This is a genomic window from Janthinobacterium aestuarii, assembly GCF_046113285.1.
Taxonomy (GTDB): domain Bacteria; phylum Pseudomonadota; class Gammaproteobacteria; order Burkholderiales; family Burkholderiaceae_D; genus Janthinobacterium.
Map to the genome: position 1 here is coordinate 2,278,422 of NZ_CP142524.1, position 18,937 is coordinate 2,297,358.

General features: G+C 63.9%; 18 protein-coding genes and 1 pseudogene. 8 read left to right on the forward strand and 11 right to left on the reverse strand.

What is annotated here, in order from left to right; genetic code table 11:
• Positions 1–40: 40 nt before the first annotated feature.
• Together OX462_RS10310 and OX462_RS10315 are read left to right on the forward strand one after the other, a co-directional pair.
• Positions 41–916: a CE1 family esterase gene (locus OX462_RS10310; protein WP_409028340.1), complete on the forward strand. Its 876-nt coding sequence runs from the start codon at positions 41–43 to the stop codon at positions 914–916.
• Between the two features lie 60 nt (positions 917–976).
• Positions 977–1,480, forward strand: coding sequence for a DUF1993 family protein (locus OX462_RS10315; RefSeq protein ID WP_240453400.1), 504 nt, complete (start codon positions 977–979; stop codon positions 1,478–1,480).
• Positions 1,481–1,483: 3 nt separating this feature from the next.
• Here the strand turns inward: OX462_RS10315 and OX462_RS10320 are convergent, their stop codons facing one another.
• From OX462_RS10320 to OX462_RS10330, 3 genes are read right to left on the reverse strand one after another with little or no spacing between them, the layout of a single operon-like run.
• Entirely contained in the window at positions 1,484–1,939 is a 456-nt protein-coding gene (locus OX462_RS10320) for a hypothetical protein (RefSeq protein WP_409028341.1), read from the reverse strand.
• The gene (locus OX462_RS10325) at positions 1,936–2,925 is read right to left on the reverse strand and encodes a D-2-hydroxyacid dehydrogenase (RefSeq protein ID WP_409028342.1); all 990 of its coding nucleotides are present in this window, start codon (positions 2,923–2,925) and stop codon (positions 1,936–1,938) included. Before OX462_RS10325 ends, OX462_RS10320 begins: the two co-directional genes overlap by 4 nt.
• On the reverse strand, positions 2,922–3,881 hold the full coding sequence (locus OX462_RS10330) for a LysR family transcriptional regulator (RefSeq protein WP_409028343.1): 960 nt from the start codon (positions 3,879–3,881) through the stop codon (positions 2,922–2,924). Before OX462_RS10330 ends, OX462_RS10325 begins: the two co-directional genes overlap by 4 nt.
• A gap of 148 nt (positions 3,882–4,029) precedes the next feature.
• Between OX462_RS10330 and OX462_RS10335 the strand changes: the two genes are divergently transcribed.
• From OX462_RS10335 to OX462_RS10360, 6 genes and pseudogenes are all read left to right on the forward strand, one after another.
• The gene (locus OX462_RS10335; RefSeq protein WP_139142989.1) at positions 4,030–4,242 is read left to right on the forward strand and encodes a hypothetical protein; all 213 of its coding nucleotides are present in this window, start codon (positions 4,030–4,032) and stop codon (positions 4,240–4,242) included.
• Positions 4,239–5,099 (forward strand): alpha/beta hydrolase, encoded by an 861-nt coding sequence (locus OX462_RS10340; protein WP_121669928.1) that lies wholly within the window; start codon positions 4,239–4,241, stop codon positions 5,097–5,099. Before OX462_RS10335 ends, OX462_RS10340 begins: the two co-directional genes overlap by 4 nt.
• 271 nt (positions 5,100–5,370) lie before the next feature.
• Positions 5,371–6,615: an efflux RND transporter periplasmic adaptor subunit gene (locus tag OX462_RS10345; protein ID WP_070289289.1), complete on the forward strand. Its 1,245-nt coding sequence runs from the start codon at positions 5,371–5,373 to the stop codon at positions 6,613–6,615.
• Positions 6,616–6,617: 2 nt separating this feature from the next.
• Complete coding sequence (locus OX462_RS10350) at positions 6,618–9,818, forward strand: efflux RND transporter permease subunit (RefSeq protein WP_070219500.1); 3,201 nt, start codon at positions 6,618–6,620, stop codon at positions 9,816–9,818.
• A gap of 44 nt (positions 9,819–9,862) precedes the next feature.
• Positions 9,863–11,308: an efflux transporter outer membrane subunit gene (locus tag OX462_RS10355; RefSeq protein WP_070219510.1), complete on the forward strand. Its 1,446-nt coding sequence runs from the start codon at positions 9,863–9,865 to the stop codon at positions 11,306–11,308.
• A 140-nt stretch (positions 11,309–11,448) separates the two neighbouring features.
• Positions 11,449–11,885 (forward strand): annotated as a pseudogene (locus tag OX462_RS10360) (fasciclin domain-containing protein).
• Between the two features lie 55 nt (positions 11,886–11,940).
• On the opposite strand, the gene OX462_RS10365 reads toward OX462_RS10360, so the two are convergent.
• The 8 genes from OX462_RS10365 to OX462_RS10400 form a co-directional block, all read right to left on the reverse strand.
• Positions 11,941–12,219: a hypothetical protein gene (locus tag OX462_RS10365; protein WP_409028344.1), complete on the reverse strand. Its 279-nt coding sequence runs from the start codon at positions 12,217–12,219 to the stop codon at positions 11,941–11,943.
• Positions 12,220–12,264: 45 nt separating this feature from the next.
• On the reverse strand, positions 12,265–12,609 hold the full coding sequence (locus tag OX462_RS10370; protein WP_070219501.1) for a hypothetical protein: 345 nt from the start codon (positions 12,607–12,609) through the stop codon (positions 12,265–12,267).
• Positions 12,610–12,724: 115 nt separating this feature from the next.
• Complete coding sequence (locus OX462_RS10375; protein WP_409028345.1) at positions 12,725–13,747, reverse strand: serine hydrolase domain-containing protein; 1,023 nt, start codon at positions 13,745–13,747, stop codon at positions 12,725–12,727.
• Between the two features lie 63 nt (positions 13,748–13,810).
• Positions 13,811–15,046 carry a PepSY-associated TM helix domain-containing protein gene (locus OX462_RS10380; protein ID WP_409028738.1) on the reverse strand — a complete coding sequence of 412 codons (1,236 nt, stop codon included), beginning with the start codon at positions 15,044–15,046 and terminating at the stop codon, positions 13,811–13,813.
• A gap of 15 nt (positions 15,047–15,061) precedes the next feature.
• On the reverse strand, positions 15,062–17,230 hold the full coding sequence (locus OX462_RS10385) for a TonB-dependent siderophore receptor (RefSeq protein WP_409028346.1): 2,169 nt from the start codon (positions 17,228–17,230) through the stop codon (positions 15,062–15,064).
• A 278-nt stretch (positions 17,231–17,508) separates the two neighbouring features.
• A complete protein-coding gene (locus tag OX462_RS10390) occupies positions 17,509–17,847 on the reverse strand; it encodes a hypothetical protein (RefSeq protein ID WP_070313444.1) in 339 nt (112 codons plus the stop codon).
• Between the two features lie 39 nt (positions 17,848–17,886).
• Positions 17,887–18,228, reverse strand: a complete 342-nt coding sequence (locus OX462_RS10395; RefSeq protein WP_070219505.1) for a hypothetical protein — start codon at positions 18,226–18,228, stop codon at positions 17,887–17,889.
• A gap of 222 nt (positions 18,229–18,450) precedes the next feature.
• Positions 18,451–18,780 (reverse strand): hypothetical protein, encoded by a 330-nt coding sequence (locus OX462_RS10400; protein ID WP_070289293.1) that lies wholly within the window; start codon positions 18,778–18,780, stop codon positions 18,451–18,453.
• Between the last annotated feature and the right edge of the window lie 157 nt (positions 18,781–18,937).

Consider the following 18,937-nt stretch of genomic DNA (forward strand, 5'->3'; position numbering starts at 1 on the left):
TTGCATAAGCTGCAAGCTTTTGATGAATGGAGAAAACCGCATGAAACTTCTTATCAGCCTGCTGGTGCTGGCGTGCACCAGCCTCCCGGTTCTGGCGCAAGTGAGCAGCCTAGTCCACAAGGAGGAAAAGCGCCGCTACATCGTCTATACGCCGGAGGCGTATCAAAGCCAGCCCCAGCAGAACTTTCCCGTCGTCTTCAATTTCCATGGCGGCGGCATGAGCATGGCGGAACAGATGCTGTATACGCAGATGAACAAGGCGGCCGAGCGGTACCGGTTCATCGTCGTCTATCCGCAAGGCATCAGGCAGGACTGGAACGTGGGCTTCGGCATGGATTACCTGGCCGGCACCGATGACGTCGGCTTTACGCAAGCGATATTGAGCAAACTCAAACAGGATTACCGCATTGATGACAAGCGCGTGTATGCGACGGGCCTGTCGCGCGGCGGCTTCTTTGCCTTGCGCCTGGCGGCCGAGCTGCCCCAGCAGTTCGCCGCCGTCGCCTCGGTGGGCGCGCCCATGCCGGAACCGGTGCTGCAGCACCACAAGCAGAAGGACAAGGTGGGCATGCTGCTGATACAGGGCATGGCCGACAAGGTGGTGCTGTTTGAGGGCAAGGCTGCCAGCTACCTGTCGGCAGAAGGCACCTTCGATTACTGGCGCAGGCACAACGGCATCGAAGGCGCCACGCCGCAGCCGCGCCTGATTCCCGGTGCCGCCGGCGACGCCACGCAAGTAAGCTGGCTGGAGCAGGGTGCGGGCGGCGCCAAGGTGGCCTTGCTTACCGTCAAGGAAGGCGGCCACACGTGGCCCGGTGCCGACGCTTTCAATGTTGGCCTGCCCATCGGCAAGACCACGCGCGCCATCGATGCAAATGAGGTGATGTGGGAATTTTTCAGCAAGCACCGGCGATAACGCTGCGGCGACGCGGGTGCCTGTGGCACACTCTTGTCATCGTGAATCTTGCACAAGGAAATGATGAACAGCCACCCCGTCGCCATCTTTTGCCGCTCGCTGGGCCAGTTGTCGGCCATGCTGGACAAGCTCGAGGCCCAGCCGCAGATCCTGGCCACGCGGCTGCACCCGGACATGCTGCCGTTTGCCCAGCAGGTGCGCGCAGCCGTAAGCTTTTCGCTGCGCGGCTGCTGCCCGCTGGCGGGGCTGGAGGTGGCCGATTTCAGCGCCGCCGCCAGCCTGCAGGAACAGATCGCGCAGACCATGCGTTATCTCAAGGCGATTCCCGCAGAGCGCTTCGACGGGCCGCCAGACCGCATCTGCCGCGACCGCGCCGGCTTTGCCGACATCGCGCTGCCGGCCGGCGAGTATTTGAATTTGTACATCCTGCCGAATTTCTACTTTCACTTCAGCATGGCGTATGCGATCGCCCGCAGCCAAGGTGCCGCCATTGGCAAGGGCGATTTCGACGGCTATCATGCGTATGCGCCGGGTTTCAGTTTTGAGCGTCCCGCCGCGCCGTAAGGCCTACAGCCCCGCTTCCTTCCAGGCAGACAGCCCCAGCCGCTTCAGCAGTCGGCCCGACAGCCCGCAGCTCCAGCAGCTGATCTGGATTTGCCGGTGCCGCCCCTGGTCCGCATGCCAGGCTTGCTCGGCGTAGTCGAGCAGCGCGTCGCTGAGCGCAGAGGCGTCGGCTGTCGCAGGCAGGCGCGACATCAGTTCGAACACGCCGTGCGTCGTCTCCCTGATCTGCAGCAAACCGGCCAGCAGCGCGCGCAGCACGGCGCCGTCGATGGAAGCGCTCGCTTGCGTGAAACGCTGCTGCCAGCATAGCTCGCGCTGCGGCCACAGTTGCAGCAGCGCGGGCACGTCGGCGGTCCGCAATTGCCCGATCAGTTCGTCCGCCTCGTGAAACAGGTCGAGGCGGTCGTATTCCTCGTCGTCGCCGCACAGCAGTTCATCGAGCTCGTGCAAGACGCTCATGCCACCACGTTCACGGGAGCGCCGCGTTCGAACGCTTCGATATTGCCGATCAATATGTCGGCCAGCTTTTGCATGGCCTCGCCGCTGGCCCAGGCCGTGTGCGGGGTGAGGATGAAGTTGGGTAGGCGCAAGTTCAACAGCGGATTGTCTGGCGGCGGCGGTTCCTTCGATAGCACGTCGAAGCCGGCGCCGGCGATCACGCCACGGGTCAATGCGTCGGCCAGCGCCGCTTCATCGACGAGGCCGCCCCGCGCCGTGTTGATCAGCAGGGACGTGGGCTGCATGCGCGCCAGCTCTTGCTCTCCGATGATGTTGCGCGTCTTGTCCGTCAAGGGCAGGTGCAGACTGAGCACGTCGGAGGTGGCCAGCAGTTCATCAAAACTCACTTCCTGCACGCCGTCTTCCTCGATCGGGGAACGGTTGTGGACGATCACCTGCATGCCGAAGGCGCGTCCCAGCTGGGCCACGGACTTGCCCAGCGCGCCGTAGCCGAGCAAACCCAGGCGGCTGCCGGCCAGGTCGCGGATCGGGTGGCCGAACAGGCAGAAGCGGTCGGACTTCTGCCACAGGCCCGCTTCCACGTCCGCGCGGTAGGCGATGAGCTGGCGGCGCAGGGCCAGCATCAGGGCCAGCGTGTGTTCGGGCACGGTGGCGCGCGCATAGTCGCGGATATTCGCGACGATAATGCCCCGCGCGCGGCAGGCGGCCAGGTCGAGGATATCCGTGCCCGTGGCGGCCACGGCGATCATTTTCAGGTGGGGCAGCTGCGCCAGTTCGGCCGCGCGCAGCGGCACCTTGTTCGTGATGGCGATGGTGGCGCCTTGCAGGCGGGCTACCGTCTGCTCGCTGCCCTTGGTATGCGGATATTCTTCCCAGCTGTGGGCGAAGGCGGGCGGGCGCACGGTGGCGATCAGGCTGTCACGGTCGAGAAAGACGATGCGGTGCGGGTGCAGGTGCAGGTGCGGTGATGTGCTTGCTGCGGTCATGGCTGGGCCTCGGTCAGGGCGGCACGCGCGGGCAGGGTGCTCTTGCCCTTCAGCTGCGTGGCCGGGTGGTTGGTAAACATGTCGGCGACCCATTCGACGAATACGCGCACCTTGGCGGACAGGTGGCGGTTGGGCGGATAGATCACGTGGATGGGCAGGGGGTCGGATTCCCAATCGCCCAGCAATTCCACCATTTTGCCCTGTTCCATCAGGGGCGCAAGCATGAAATGCGTCATTTGCACGATGCCCAGGCCCGCCAGGCCGGCCGCCGCGTAGGCGTTCGAGTCGTTCAAGGCAATATGGCTGGGCATGGACATCTGGATGCGTTCGCCGGCGCGCGTGAAATCCCATTCGAAGGTCTTGCCCGTCTTGGCGGAGAAGAAATTCACGCCCCGGTGCTGCGCCAGGTCGTTCGGGTGCAGCGGCGTGCCATGGCGCGCCAGGTAGCCGGGTGCGGCACAGGTGATGAAATGCAGCACGCCGACCCGGCGCGCGATCAGGTTCAAATCGCCCAGTTCGCCGCCGCGCACGGCGCAGTCGACGCCTTCCTCGATCAGGTCGACGGGACGGTCGCTGCAGCCGAGTTCCAGCGAGATATCGGGGTAGCGGGCGAAGAAGTCGGGCAGGGCAGGGATGATCAGTTCGCTGGCCAGGGCCGTGGGCGCGTCCACGCGCAGCCGTCCGCTGGGACTCAGGCGCGTGCGCGACAGCGATTCCTCGGCTTCGCGCACGTCCGACAGGATGCGCACGCAGCGTTCGTAATACGCGGCGCCGTCGGAGGTGATGCTGACGTGGCGCGTGGTGCGGTTGAGCAACTTGACCGACAGGCTCGCTTCCAGCGACTGGATCAAGGTCGACACGGTGGCTTTGGGCAACTGCATGTTTTCCGCCGCGCGCGTAAAACCGCCCGCATCGACGACTTGGATGAAAACTTCCATGGCTTGCAGCTTGTTCACTTGATTTCCTATCACTTTCTTCGCGATTATTCAGAATCCTGAACAATCAATTCGGCATTGCACTCTTTATCAGATTGTAGATCAAGTCTATAGTTGTTGTACTGCAGCATAAATGTGATGCCGCAGGAAGTACAACAGGAGAAACATCATGGGTCATCGGAATGGAAACTTTGCAGTATTCGCCTTGGCGGCGAGCCTGCTGGCTCTGGCCGCGATGGTATCGACGGATGCCTACTCGCTGGCGGCGCAAAGCGAAGCCAGCGCTTATAGCGCCCTGACCCATGAAGTGGGCGGCATCGCCCTGTTGTGCCTGAACGACGCGGTACGCGATGTGGCGGTGCAGCCGGTGGTGGCGCAATGAGCATTGCCGACACCACGGCCGAACTGGCACCTGGCCAGGCGCTGAAGATACGCGACATCCAGGTGCAGGGCGCGCAGGATGCGCTCGGCGCGCGCGTCTATACAGCCGGCGTGCCGGGCGCCAAGCAGCCGAACCTGATGGTCTTCTTCCATGGCGGCGGCTTTGTGGCCGGCGACCTGGACGACGCGGACGACTTCCTGCGCTGCCTCGTGCTGAGCAATCCCGACCACGTGGTGCTGGCCGCGAACTACACGCTGGCGAAGGTGCGGCCATTCCCCGCCGCCGTGGAAGACGCGCATGCCGTGCTGCTGTGGGCGAAAAAGAACAAGTCCAAGCTGGGCTGGACGGGCAAGCAGATGGTGGTGTCGGGCATCGAAGCGGGCGCCAACCTGGCTGCCGTGTGCGCCATGATGTCGCGCGACCGGGGCGGCCCGCCCCTCGCGGGCCAGGTGCTGATCATGCCCATGCTCGACCCCGGCCTGTCGACCTGTTCGATGCGCCACTTGCCGACCTGTCCGGACCTGGCCGAAGTGGCCGATCAATGCGCCGCCGCCTACCGCGGCTACCTGCCGAATGCCGCTGACCGCACCCACCCGTACGCGTCGCCATTGCAGTCGAGCCGCCTGAAGAACCTGCCGCCAGCCTTGATCTTGTCCAGCGAAGATGACCCATTGCGCGACGAGGCTGAACAATACGGCAGCAAATTGATCGCCTGCGGCATCAAGACCACCGTGCGGCGCATGGCCGCCGCGCCGCTGCAAGACGCGACCGCCCGTAATGAATGCGCCTGCAAGGTGCAGGTATTGAGCGAAATTAGCAGTTTCGTCGCCGGACTGGGGCAGGAGCCCGAGTCATAAAGCCGCCATCTGCGGCACTGCAAAAAAACTTACACTAATCAGTTTACTTTTTGAGTTTCGGTTGCTACACTACGCAGTGTAGTTCTCTTCCTGTCTGCGTTGTGCGTTCGCACAGCCAGCTTCGTCGTCCCCGTCCGCTTTCAAGCAGCAGGCGGCCTGTTTACCTTTGATCGAGCGCCGTCGGGCGCCATGGCACCACCATTCACTTTTTCAGCTGGGTTGCTTTCTGCCGCCCATATCATTAGAAATTTTCATAAAACAGGGAAATAAAATGAAAAACGTTCAACAATTTTCCACTCTGCTCAAGCCCCTGGCGGCCTCGCTCGCGCTGGCGGGACTGGTGGCCGTGAGCCTGGCCGGCTGCGATTCGGCCAATAGCAAGGTGCCCGACGCGCCAGCGGCCGGCGGCCCGCCCATCTCGGCCGCCGCCGTCGTTGAAAAACAGATCACGGAAACGCAGGAATTCTCGGGCCGCCTGGAAGCGATCGAGCGCGTGGAAATCCGCTCGAGAGTCGGGGGCTTCATCACGGCCGTCAACTTCAAGCCGGGCAGCGAAGTGAAGAAGGGCGATGTGTTGTTCGTCATCGATCCGCGTCCATTTCAGGCCGAAGTATCGCGCGCCGAAGGCACGGCCGCCTCGGCCCGCGCCAAGGCGGAACTGGCCAAGCTGGAACTGTCGCGCGCTGAAAAGCTGCTGGCCGAAAAGGCCATCGCCCAGCGCGAATTCGATGAAAAGGCGTCGGGTCTGAAAGAGCTGGACGCGAATGTCCGTTCGGCGCAAGCCGCGTATGAAGCGGCCAGGCTGAACCTGTCGTACACGCAGGTGCAGGCACCGATCAGCGGCCGCGTCAGCAAGGCGGAAATCACCGTCGGCAACCTGATCGACGCTTCCGCCATTTTGACGTCGGTGGTGTCGACGGACCGCATCTACGCCAGCTTCGACGGCGATGAAGATACCTACCTGCGCGTGGCCGGCACGGCGCAAAAGGGCACGCCCGTCACCGTCAAGGTGGGCCTGGCCAATGAAACGGGCTTCCCGCACGAAGGCAAGCTGGAATTCGTCGACAACCAGCTCGACCCGGCCACGGGCAGCGTGCGCATGCGCGCCACCTTCGCCAACGCCGAGCGCCAGCTGGTACCGGGCCTGTTCGCACGCATCCAGCTCGATGGCGGCAACGGCCCGCACGCGCAAAGCACGGCGCTGTTGATCTCCGACCGCGCGGTCGGCACGGATCAAAGCCGTAAATATGTCTACGTGGTGGGCGCCGATAACAAGGCCGAATACCGCGCCGTCAAGCTGGGCCCGACCTCGGACGGCTTGCGCGTGGTGCGCGAAGGCTTGAAGGCGGGCGAAAAAATCGTCGTCAACGGCTTGCAGCGCGTGCGCCCCGGCGCGCCCGTGACGCCGCAGATGGTGGCGATGGATTTCGACCCGACCGCGCCCGTCGCTCCCGCAAAACCTGAAGCAAAAGACGCCAAGATCGCCGCGAAAGCAGCATCGACTTCCAAGGAATAAACATGAATTTTTCCCGCTTTTTCATCGACAAGCCGATTTTCGCGGCGGTGCTGTCGATCGTCATATTCGTGGCCGGGCTGCTGTCGATATTCGGCCTGCCCATCTCCGAATATCCCGACGTCGTGCCGCCATCGGTGGTGGTGCGCGCGCAATACCCGGGCGCCAACCCGAAAGTGATCGCCGAAACCGTGGCCGCGCCGCTCGAAGAGCAGATCAACGGCGTCGAGAACATGCTCTACATGTCCTCGCAAAACACGTCCGACGGCGCGATGATGCTGACCGTGACCTTCAAGATCGGCACCAACGTCGAGCAGGCCGAGACGCAGGTGCAGAACCGCGTGCAGCGCGCCTTGCCGCGCCTGCCCGAGGAAGTGCGCCAGATCGGCGTGACGACCGTCAAGTCCTCGCCCAACCTGACCATGGTCGTGCACCTGGTGTCGCCGAACAAGCGCTATGACGATATGTACCTGCGTAACTACGCGGTGCTGAACGTCAAGGACCAATTGGCCCGTTTGCCCGGCATGGGCGACATCCAGATCTTCGGCGCCGGCGACTATGCGATGCGCATCTGGCTCGACCCGCAAAAGGTGGCGGCGCGCGGCATGACGGCCAATGACGTCGTCGACGCGATCCGCGAGCAGAACGTGCAGGTGGCTGCCGGCGTGATCGGCGCCTCGCCAGCGAAGAACTCGGACTTCCAGCTGACCGTCAACACGCAGGGTCGTCTGCAGACGCCCGAGGAATTCGGCGCCATCATCGTGCGCACCAATGCCGACGGCGCCGTGACGCACCTGAAGGACGTGGCGCGCGTGGAAATGGGCGCAAACAGCTACTCGCTGCGTTCGCTGCTGAACAACAATCCTGCCGTCGGCATGGGTATTTTCGAAGCGCCGAACGCCAACGCGCTGCAATTGTCTTCCGACGTGCGCGCCAAGATGGACGAACTGAAAAAAGACTTCCCGCAAGGCGTGGAATACCGCATCGAGTACGACCCCACGCAGTTCGTGCGTTCGTCCATCGAAGCCGTAATCCACACACTGCTGGAAGCCATCGCCCTGGTGGTGCTGGTGGTGATCATCTTCCTGCAAACCTGGCGCGCATCGATCATCCCGCTGCTGGCCGTTCCCGTCTCGATCGTCGGCACCTTTGCCGTGATGCTGGGCTTTGGCTTCTCGATCAACACCCTGTCGCTGTTCGGCCTCGTGCTGGCCATCGGTATCGTCGTCGATGACGCCATCGTCGTGGTGGAAAACGTCGAGCGCAACATCGAGGAAGGCCTCTCGCCGCGCGACGCCACCATCCAGGCCATGAAAGAGGTGAGCGGTCCCATCGTCGCCATCGCCCTGGTGCTGTGCGCCGTGTTCGTGCCGATCGCCTTCGTGCCCGGCCTGTCGGGCGAGTTCTACCGCCAGTTCGCGCTGACGATCGCCATTTCGACCGTGATCTCCGCTTTCAGCTCGCTGACCCTGGCGCCGGCCCTGTCGGCCGCTTTGCTGAAACCGCACGATGCGCCGAAAGACGCGCTGACGCGCGGCATGGACATGGTCTTCGGCCGCTTCTTCGCCTGGTTCAACCGCTTCTTCGGCCGCGCCTCGCACCGCTACGAAGCGGGCGTGAAGGGCGTGTTGGGCCGCAAGAGCGCCTCGCTGGGCGTGTATGCGCTGCTGGTCGTTGCCGCCATCTTCACCTTCAAGTCCGTGCCGGCCGGCTTCGTGCCGGCGCAGGACAAGCAATACCTGGTGGGCTTTGCGCAATTGCCTGACGCCGCCTCGCTGGACCGCACGGAAGATGTCGTGCGCCGCATGTCCGACGTCATCAAGTCGGTGCCGGGCGTCGAATCGACCATCGCCTTCCCCGGCCTGTCGATCAACGACTTTACCAACGCGCCAAACGCCGGCATCGTCTTCGCCACCCTGAAGCCGTTCGACGAGCGTACGACCAAGGAGCTGTCCGGCGGCGCCATCGCGGCCGAGATCAACAAGCGCCTGGGCGGTATCCAGGACGCCTTCATCATGGTCTTCCCGCCACCGCCCGTCAACGGCCTCGGTACCATCGGCGGCTTCAAGATGATGATCGAAGACCGCGGCAACCTCGGTTACGACGCGCTGTACAACGCCACCCAGGCACTGGCCGCGAAAGCGTACCAGACGCCGGAACTGGCGGGCGTGTTCTCGGGTTACCAGATCAACGTGCCGCAGCTGTTCGCCGACGTCGACCGCGTGAAAGCCAAGCAGATGGGCGTGCAGCTGCAAACGATTTACCAGACCTTGCAGATCAACCTCGGTTCGCTGTACGTGAATGACTTCAACCAGTTTGGCCGCACCTACCAGGTGCGCGTGCAGGCCGATGCGGCATTCCGTTCGCATGCGCAGGACATCGCGCAGCTGAAGGTACGCAATGACAAGGGCGAGATGATCCCGCTGTCGTCGCTGATGCGCGTCAAGGACAGCTATGGTCCTGACCGCGTGCAGCGCTACAACGCCTATGCCGCAGCCGATTTCAACGGCGGCGCAGCCCCTGGCGTATCGAGCGGCCAGGCGCAAGTCGCGCTGGAGCGCATCGCCAAGGAAGTGCTGCCGCAGGGGATTTCGTATGAGTGGACGGAGCTGACCTACCAGGACATCTTGTCCGGCAATACGATGATCTATGTCTTCCCGCTGTGCGTGCTGCTGGTGTTCCTGGTGCTCGCTGCCCAGTATGAAAGCTGGACCCTGCCGCTGGCCGTGATCCTGATCGTGCCGATGTCGATCCTCTGCGCGCTGTTGGGCGTCAAATTGACCGGCGGCGACAACAACGTGTTCACCCAGATCGCGCTGTTCGTGCTGGTGGGGCTGGCATCAAAAAATGCCATCCTGATCGTGGAATTTGCCCGCGAACTGGAAGAGCATGGCCGCACCGTCGTGCAAGCGGCGCTGGAAGCGTGCCGTCTGCGTCTGCGTCCGATCCTGATGACGTCGATCGCCTTCATCATGGGCGTGGTGCCCCTGGTGTTCTCGCACGGCGCCGGTTCGGAAATGCGCCATGCGATGGGCGTGGCGGTATTCGCCGGCATGCTGGGCGTGACCTTCTTCGGCCTGTTCCTGACGCCCGTGTTCTACGTACTGCTGCGCACCCTGGCGCAGCGTTTTGAGAAAAAACCAGCCGCCGCTGCCGCCAAGCCTGTCGCCGCGCCAGCGCTGGACCTGGAAGGAGATATATATTGAAAACCAATGCAATCATCCGGCGCGCGGCGCCCGTCTTGAGCGCCATGGCCGCCGCAGTCCTGCTGGCCGCCTGCGCGGCGCCCGAGTTCAAGCAGCCGCAGATCGAGACGCCGGCGGCGTTCAAGGAAGCACAAACCTTGCCTGCCGTGCAGACGGCAGCCGACGGCACGCGCTGGAAGCAGGGCGTGCCGGCCGAGCGCCAGGCGCGCGGCGAGTGGTGGCTGGCGTTCAATGATCCGGCTTTGACTGGCCTGATCAACGAGGCCACGCAGGCGAACGCCAACCTGGCGGTCGCCGCCGCCCGCGTCAAGCAGGCGAGGGCGATTGCCGGCATCGCCGAAGCGGACCGCATTCCGCAAGTGGGCGTGAACGTGGGCGGCCAGCGCAACCGCGCTTCCGCCGTGTCGCTCGGCTTGCCGAACGGCGCGCCGGTGGCGGCGACCAACGTCTACCAGGCCAACCTGACGGCCAGCTACGAAGTCGATCTGTTCGGCAGGGTGGCATCGAACGTCAGCGCCTCGCGCAGCGATGCGCTGGCCGTGGAAGCGACTTACCGCTCGGTGCTGCTGTCCTTGCAGGCCGACGTGGCGCAAACCTACTTCCAGCTGCGCGCCACGGACGCCGAACTGGCGACCCTGGAACAGACGGTGCGCCTGCGCGAGGAGAGCGTGCATGTGAACCAGCGCCGTTACGACCTGGGCGACATCGGCGAATTTGACCTGTCCCGTGCCCGCACGGAGCTGTCGACCGTGCGCGCCGAAGCCATCGGCCTGCAGCGCCAGCGCGCCACCAGCGAGCATGCGCTGGCCGTCCTGCTGGGCAAACCTGCCGCCAGCTTCACGGCCGGCGTCAACCCCCTGCAGGACAGCGGCTTCCTGCCCGTGATCCCGGCCGGCATGCCGTCGTCCCTGCTGGAACGCCGTCCCGACATCGCGTCGGCGCAGCGCACCATGGAAGCGTCGAATGCGCGCATCGGCGTGGCCAAGTCGGCCATGTTCCCCGCCTTGAGCCTGAACGCTTCCGGCGGCGGCGCGTCCGATACCTTCTCGGACATCTTCAAGTGGAGCAGCCGCTCCTGGCTGCTGGGCGCCCTGATGTCGATGCCCATCATCGACGGTGGCCGCAACAAGGCGGCCGTGAGCCGCAGCGAAGCGCAGCTGGAAGAATCGGTGGCGACGTATCGCCAGAGCGTGCTGGTGGCCTTCGCCGAGGTGGAAGACAACCTGGCCGGCCTGCGCATCCTGTCGGGCCAGACGCAGCAGATCGACGAAGCCGTCGTCTCGGCGCGCCGCTCGGCCGACCTGGCGCAAAAGCTGTACGACGCGGGCCGTTCCAGCTACCTTGATCTGCTCGACGCGCAGCGCAACCTGGCGGCCATCGAGCGCAATGCCGTGCAGCTGCGCGGCAACCGCGCCGTCACCACGGTGGCGCTGATCCGCGCCCTGGGCGGCGGCTGGGGCGAGACGGAGCCGCAAGTCGCGGCCAACTAGTATCCCGGCGATAAGCCAGTCAAGAACGGCGTCGTGCATTGCACGGCGCCGTTTTTTTATGGTTGGCGCAGGTCGGCTCAGCGCTGTAGGTCGGCTTAGCGCGCAGCGCGTAAGCCGACAATACCCTGTTCATTACGTCCATGCTGGCCGCCAGCGCCCCCTTTGCCGCCGACATGGCGACCATGGTCGGTGGCCAGAGCATGTATCCGTCCAGGGACATCGTCGACAACGCCGTCAATTCGGCCGACCACACGACCCTGGTCGCCGCCGTGAAGGCGGCTGGCCTGGTCGACACCCTGGTCAAGCCGGAAACAAGGCGACCCTGACGAAAATCCTCACCTACCACGTGGTGCCCGGCAAATACGACTTCAAGGCGCTGGCCAGGGAAATCAAGATGCATGACGGTAAAGCCACCTTGCCCACGGCCAGCGGGGGCAAGCTGATGTTCGCCATGAACGGCATGCACAACATCGTGGTGATGGATGAAGGCGGCAACAGCGCCAACATCAGCACCTATGACGTGTACCAGTCGAATGGCGTGATCAATGTCATCGACACGGTGCTGATGCCACAATAAGCGGACGAAAAAAAAGACAGGGAAAACCCTGTCTTTTTGCTTGCTGCGGCCGTGATTACTTGGCTGGCGCTGGCGCTGCTGCTGGTGCGGAAGCTGCTGGTGCGGCCGGAGTTGCTGGCGTTGCCGGCGTTGCTGGTGCCGCTTTCTTCGCCTTGTGATGCTTGGCTTTCTTGTGCGCGGCCGGCTTGACGGCTGCTGCCGGTGCTTCAGCCTTGACGACAGGGGCGACGACAGGAATCGGTGCCACTGGAGCGACTGGCGCGACGGCTGGCGTCTGGGCGAAAGCGGCGGTGGCGAACAGGCTGGCGATCAGGGTGGCGATAACTTTTTTCATGATGAGATCCTTGGTGTTTTTTCGGGTGAATGCAGTGGGAAGAAATTACTTCGCTGGAGCCGCTTCAGCGGTGGCCGATGCCAGCTTTTCGTCAGCCTTGGCCTTGGTTTTCTTGGCTTTGTGGTGGGCTTTGGCCTTGGTGGTAGCCGCTTCCGCTTTGGCGCTGGCGACGTCCGTCTTGGCGGCGACGACGGCTTTCGCTTCTTTCGCATCCGCTTTCACGACCGTTTGCGCTTCCTTGGCATCGGCTTTCACGACGGCCTTGGTGTGGGCCGCTTCCACTTTGGCGGGAACCGAGGCTGCCGGGGTGGCTGCAGGAGCTGCAGGCGTCTGGGCAAAGGCAGCGGTTGCGAACAGGCCGGCGATCAGGGTAGCGATTACTTTTTTCATGGTGCAGTCCTCAGTGGTGGTTTGTCTGGTGTATCTGTTGGTGCCGGGATGATTCCCGTGTCACTGAGCATAAAACGCGCCCCGGGACGCTTGCGTTGACGGTCATTACAAACGCTTACATCTGCGTGGCATCCGCTTTCAGGATGGCCTTCAGGATGTCTTCCGAACGGCGCTGTCCATGTGCCTTGCCGTAGGCGCTGGACGCGATGCTCACCACCATGCGGTGCGATGGAATCACATAGATCTTGTTGCCGCCATTGCCGGAGGCGAAATACACGGCGATTTGCTGTCCTCCAATCTCCTGCGTCTTCGCGTACCAGAAATAGCCGTAGCTGTCGGCGTAGCGGTCGACGGCGCCGACGGCTACGCGCGGCGCCAGCGCCGCGTGCAGCCAGGCGGCGTCGATCACGCGCCTGCCGTCAACCACGCCGTCGTCGAGCACCATCTGGCCGATTTTCGCCGTATCGCGCGCCCGCAGCGACAGATTGCCCTGTCCCTTCGGATGGTTGGCCACGTCGCGGCCCCAGCTCCAGCGCCTGATGCCCAGTGGCGCGAACAGCACCTTGGCGGCGTAGTCTTCCAGGTCGGCGCCGCTGGCGTTTTCCACCACCCTGCCGGCGATGTACGCCCCCAGCGAGTTGTAGCGGTAGGCGCTGCCCGGCTTTATTGCGGCCGGCACGCCGCGCACGAAGGCGGCGGGGTCGGGCGCCGCATCGAGCTTGTCTTCATTGCCGGGCGACTGTTCGTCTTCATCGAAGGCGGCCAGGCCCGAACGCATGGTCAGCACGTCGTCGAGGACGACCTTGCCCGCCGGGCTGCCGGCCACTTCGGGCCAGTAGTCGCCCACGGTTTTTGTCGTCGCCAGCTGGCCGCGCGCCACGGCCGCACCGGCCAGCAGGGCGGTGATGCTCTTGCCGGCCGAGCGGATGTCGTGCAGGGTATCGGCCGTCTCGCCGTTGTAATAGCGTTCGGCGACGATGGCGCCGTCGCGCAGCACGACGACGGCGCGCAGGTCGCCGTGGCTGTCGCGGTCCTGGGCTTGCAGGACTTGCGCGATGGTGCCGGGGGCGCTGTCCTGTGCCAGGGCGGCGCAGGACAGGAGGAGGGTAGTCAGCAAGGACAAGGACAGGCGGCGCATGGACAGCTTTCGTGGCGATGGTCGGATCGCCAGTGTCGCCCAGTTGCGCCGTTTTGTGGCGTTTTACTGCACCTGCTTGCTGAAGTTGGCATGCAGCGGCGCCGGCGCCTTACCGGTCTGCGCCGCGCGGGCACGGCGTTTTCTCAACCAGATGATCAGGCCCGTCGCGCTCAGCATGGCCACCACCAGGCCCATGGCGGAAATCAGGATGCGCCCGGGCAGGCCCAGGATGCGGCCCGAATGCAGGGGGAATTGCGCCTGCAGGAAGATGTCGCCGGCGCTGCCCGTGCCGGGCACCACGCCTCCCGCCGGCTTGCCGTCGCGCCCGTCGAAGTACAGCCATGCATTGCCCAGGCCGCCGTCGCCATGGTCGTTGTCCGCCGCGAAGAAACCGACGCCATACAGGCCGTAGGCGGAAGAATAGAACACGCCGCCGGCCGGCAGCGTCCAGCCCCGTCTTGCCGCTTCCGTCTTCGCCAGCGCCACGGCCTCTTCGCGCGTCAGCAGCGGCTCGATGGGGTTCCCGGGGGGCTGCGGCGTGCGGCTGTCGAAGGCGTTCGGGCTGAGCGTGGACAACTTCGCGACCAGGGGACGCATCACCTGGGTTTGCAGATTCATCGACACGGACGTGACGGCCAGCACCAGCAGCAGCAACCAGACCCACACGCCGCCCGAGCGGTGCAGGTCGAAGTTCAGCCTGTGGCCCCCTTCGAGCCAGCGGAAGGCCAGCGACTTGCGCCAGCTGCGCCAGTTCGGAAACGACAGATACAGGGCGATGCCGCAGTCAAGGACCCACACGATGCCGATGATGCCCATGAACCACACGCCCAGCTCGATGCCCCAGCCATCGGGAATGTGCATGGTGTAGTGCAGTTTATACAGGAAGGGCAGCAGGTTTTCGCGCGTCAGCGAGACCACGCCCCACTGGCGCGTGCCCTGGATGGCGCCCGTGGCCGGGTCGACGGCCACCTGGTTGAAGCCCGGCTCGAACGGCTTGCCGGTGGCCGGGTCGGGCCGGCCTTCCACCGCGATCAGCGCCGTGTGGCCAGGCTCGATCGCCGTGAGCGTGTAGTTCACGCGCAGGCGCCGGTCCTGCGCCTCGAGCTGCTGCGCCAGCTCCAGTCCCGATTTTGCGGGGCCGTCACTGGCGGCGCTTGCGGCGTGGAACAGCTGCGGATTGAGCCAGGCATCGAGCTCGTGATCCCACGAGATCACGGCGCCCGTCAGGCCGGAAATGAACAGGAAGAGCGCCACCGCCAGGCCGAACCAGCGGTGCAGAACAACCATGGGAGGACGCAGTCGCATGGCGGCTCCCTAGTACTTCCAGCTCAGGGTGGCGCTGCCATTGCGGCCTGCCGCGTACAGCGACTGGGTCCAGTACAGGCTGGTCAGGTGCTTCTTGTCCGTCACATTGTTCAGGTTCAGCGACAGGCTGACGTTGCGGCTGATGGCGTAGCTGGCCATCAGGCCCAGTTGCGCGTAGGCGCCCTGGTGCAGGGTGGTGCTGTCGTCGACCTTGTTGTAGATGGCGTCCTGCCAGGTCAGGCTGGCGCCCAGCTTCAGCGCCGGCACGGCCGGCACGTGATAGGTGGTGGCCAGGTGAAAGCGCTTGCGCGGGATGAAGGTGCGCGCATCGTGGCCGTCGTCGCCTTCGATGCGCAGCTGCGCATAGCCGGCGTTCGCCTGCCAGCCTTTCGCCAGCTCGCCCGAGGCATCGAGCTCGAAACCCTGCGATTCCGAATCGACGCCCTTGTAGAACGTCTTGAGGTCGGGCGTGGTGCCGGCCGCTTCGGCCACGTTCTTCTGGCGCGTCTTGAACAGGGCGCCGGACAGGTTCAGGCGGCCGTCGAACCAGTCGCTTTTCAAGCCCGCTTCCAGGCTCTTGCCGGTGGCCGCCGCCAGGGTCTGGCCCGTGCGGTCGATGCTGCTTTGCGGGTTGAAGATTTCCGTGTAGCTGCCGTAGGCCGACACATGGCGGCCGATGTCGTACACCAGGCCCACGTAGGGCGTGGTATCGCTCTGCGACTTGGCCTGGCTGACGCCATACGCGCTGCCCGTGCTGTCGGCCTTGACGGTGTTCACGCCCGCCAGCAGCTTGGCGTTGTCGGCCAGGTTGAAGCGGGCGGCCAGGTAGGCATTCTTGCGTTCGTCCTTGTAGGCGCTGCCATTGGTCGATGCATCGAAGAGCGGTTCCGGGTAGGAGCCGTCGAAGGCCGCGCCGTTCGGCAGGGCCGTGCCGATGCCGCGGCCATAATACGACACGTCGTCGAGCGTGGACTTCGACCAGGCCAGGCCCATGCTGAGGTCATGCCGGCGCCCGGCCAGCGTGAATGTGCCCGTGGCGGCGACATCGAGCAGGCGCTGCTTGTTGGCCGAGGCATAGCGCGAAGGGTAGCTGAACAAGCCGTCGCCCGTGGCCTTGTCCGGCGTGCCGTAGACGTAGAACAGTTTGGAATCCGAGGTGGAGCGGTTGTAGGTGGCCGTGGCCGTCACGCGCCAGTCGGCATTGAACTGGTGCGCCAGTTCGGCGAAGGTGCTGTTGTTGAGGATGCTCCAGCGCGACCAGTCGGCCGACGTCGAGGCGGAAACCGGGTAGTCGGTGGGCGTGCCGTCCGTGTAGGCGACGGGCAGGGCGCCCCACATTCCGCCCCTGGCCAGGTTGTTCTGGTAGCTGTGGCCCACGGCCAGGCGGGTGTCCGGCGTCAGTTTCGCTTCGACGATGGCGTAGGCGACATCCTTGCGCGGCGAGTAGCGGTCCAGGTGGGAATCGCCTTCCTCGTGGGCGGCGACGAAGCGGGCCGCCACCTTGCCGTCGCTGCCGAGCGGCGTCGAGACGTCGGCATCGACGCGGCGCGTGTTCCAGGAGCCCAGCGTGACGCCGGCAGCAGCGGCCAGGCCCTGGGTCGGGCGCTTGCGCACGAAGTTGACGGTGGCCGACGGATTGCCGGTCGAGGAAATCAGGCCATTCGCGCCGCGCACGATGTCGACGCGCTCGAACAGCGCCGTATCGAGGTCGCCCATCACATTGCCGAAGACGAAAGGAATGCCGACGCCGTCGAACTGGAAGTTGGTGATGTCGTAGCCGCGCGCCGTGTAATAGCTGCGGTCCGTTTCTACCGCTTCCACCGTCACGCCCGTCGTTTGCGCCAGCACCTTGCTGGCGTTATCGAGCCTGAAATCGTCCATTTGCGCGCGCGTGACCACGGAAACGGCCTGCGGCGTCTCGCGCAGCGACAGGTCGAACTTGCTGGCCGAGGCGCTTTTGCGCGCCGTGTAGGCGTTCGCGTCGCTGCTGCCCGTGACGGTAATGGTTTGCATCACGGGCGTATCTTCGCCAGCATCATCGGCGGGGGCGCCGTCGGCGCCATGCGCCATGCCGGCGCCGAGCGCCAGTGAAATGGCCAGGGCCAGCGGGCGCAACGACAGCGCGGCGGGGCAGGATGGGGTGGACGATGCGGCGGAAAGAACGGTGCGACCTGGCATTGAAACGGCTCCTGAATCAAGGATGAGAATGAGAATAATTCTCAATTCTATTTGAGGAGGGGCCGGAATGGGGACTTTTTGTGACTGAAAAGCGTTGTTTTTTTACATCTTTACACGGTTTTACGTTGGAGGTTTTGCTTCCGGTCGTCAGTGCCGCTCATGCGCTACCAGTGCCAGCCGCGAAAAAAAAAGACAGCCGAAGCTGTCTTTGATACTGCGGGCGAAGCCGCCACGGAAGCGCAGACCCGGCGGACGCGCTCCCGTGGCGATTGCCGCGATTACTTCGCTGGCGCTGGCGCTGCCGGTACGGCTTCTGCCGCTTTCGTTGCGTCCGCTTTCACTTTCGCTTTGCTGGCCTTGTGATGGGCCTTGGCCTTGCTGACCTTGGCGTCGGCCTTGGCGCTGGCCACGTCGGCTTTCGCATCGGCGACGACGGCCGCTTCTTTCGCATCGGCTTTCACGACGGCCTTGGTTTCCTTGGCTTCCGCTTTTGCTACGGCTTTCGTGTGGGCCGCTTCCGCCTTGGCGGGAACCGGTGCTGCCGGGGCGGCAGGGGCTTGGGCGAAGGCGGCGGTAGCGAACAGGCTGGCGACGAGGGTGGCGATAACTTTTTTCATTGTATTGTCCTGGAGAGTGGTAAGCGATTGTCTGGGTGATTACTTGGCTGCTGCCGGTGCTGCTTCAGCGGTGGCCGATGCCAGCTTTTCGTCAGCCTTGGCCTTGGTTTTCTTGGCTTTGTGGTGGGCCTTGGCTTTCGTGGTGGCCGCTTCCGCTTTGGCGCTGGCGACTTCCGTTTTCGCGGCGACGACGGCTTTCGCTTCTTTGGCGTCCGCTTTCACGACCGTTTGCGCTTCCTTGGCATCGGCTTTTACGACGGCCTTGGTATGGGCCGCTTCGACTTTGGCGGGCACTGCCGGAGCTGCTGGGGCTGCGGGCGTCTGGGCAAAGGCAGCGGTTGCGAACAGGCCGGCGATCAGGGTAGCGATTACTTTTTTCATGGTGCAGTCCTCAGTGGTGGTTTGTCTGGTGTATCTGTTGGTGGTGGGATGATTCCCGTGTCACTGAGCATAAAACGCGCCCCGGAAGCTTACCGTTGACCTTGTTTACACTTTCTTACAATCAGGTGTTTTATAGGATGTTGCTGCATGATGCTGGCATGAAAATGAAAAAAGACAGCCGAAGCTGTCTTTTTGTGTGGCGCAAAAAATGCGCTGTGGGGATTACTTGGCTGCTGCTGCGGTCGCTTCAGTTTTGGCTTCGTCAGCCTTGGCCTTGGCTTTTTTCGCTTTTTTGTGGGCTTTGGCTTTGGTGACGGCGGCATCGGCCTTGGCGCTGGCGACGTCGGCTTTCGCATCGGCGGCAACAGCGGCTTCTTTCGCATCGGCTTTCACGACGGCCTTGGTTTCTTTGGCTTCTGCTTTAGCCACTTCCTTGGTGTGCTTGGCTTCGGCCTTGGCCGGCGCTGCTGGTGCTGGGGTTTGAGCAAAGGCTGCGGTAGCGAACAAGCCGGCGATCAGAGTAGCGACAATGTTGACAGTGCGTTTTTTCATGATGCAGTTCCTCGAGAAGTGGGGTTGTAGTTCAGGAGATGCATTTCCCCTGTCACTGAGCCAAAAACGCGCCGTGCGGCAATTGCGTTGACACGTTTTCTCTCAATTACAAACACTTACATTTGCCGGGGCAGGCGCTCTGTTAGCTGGCGTACCG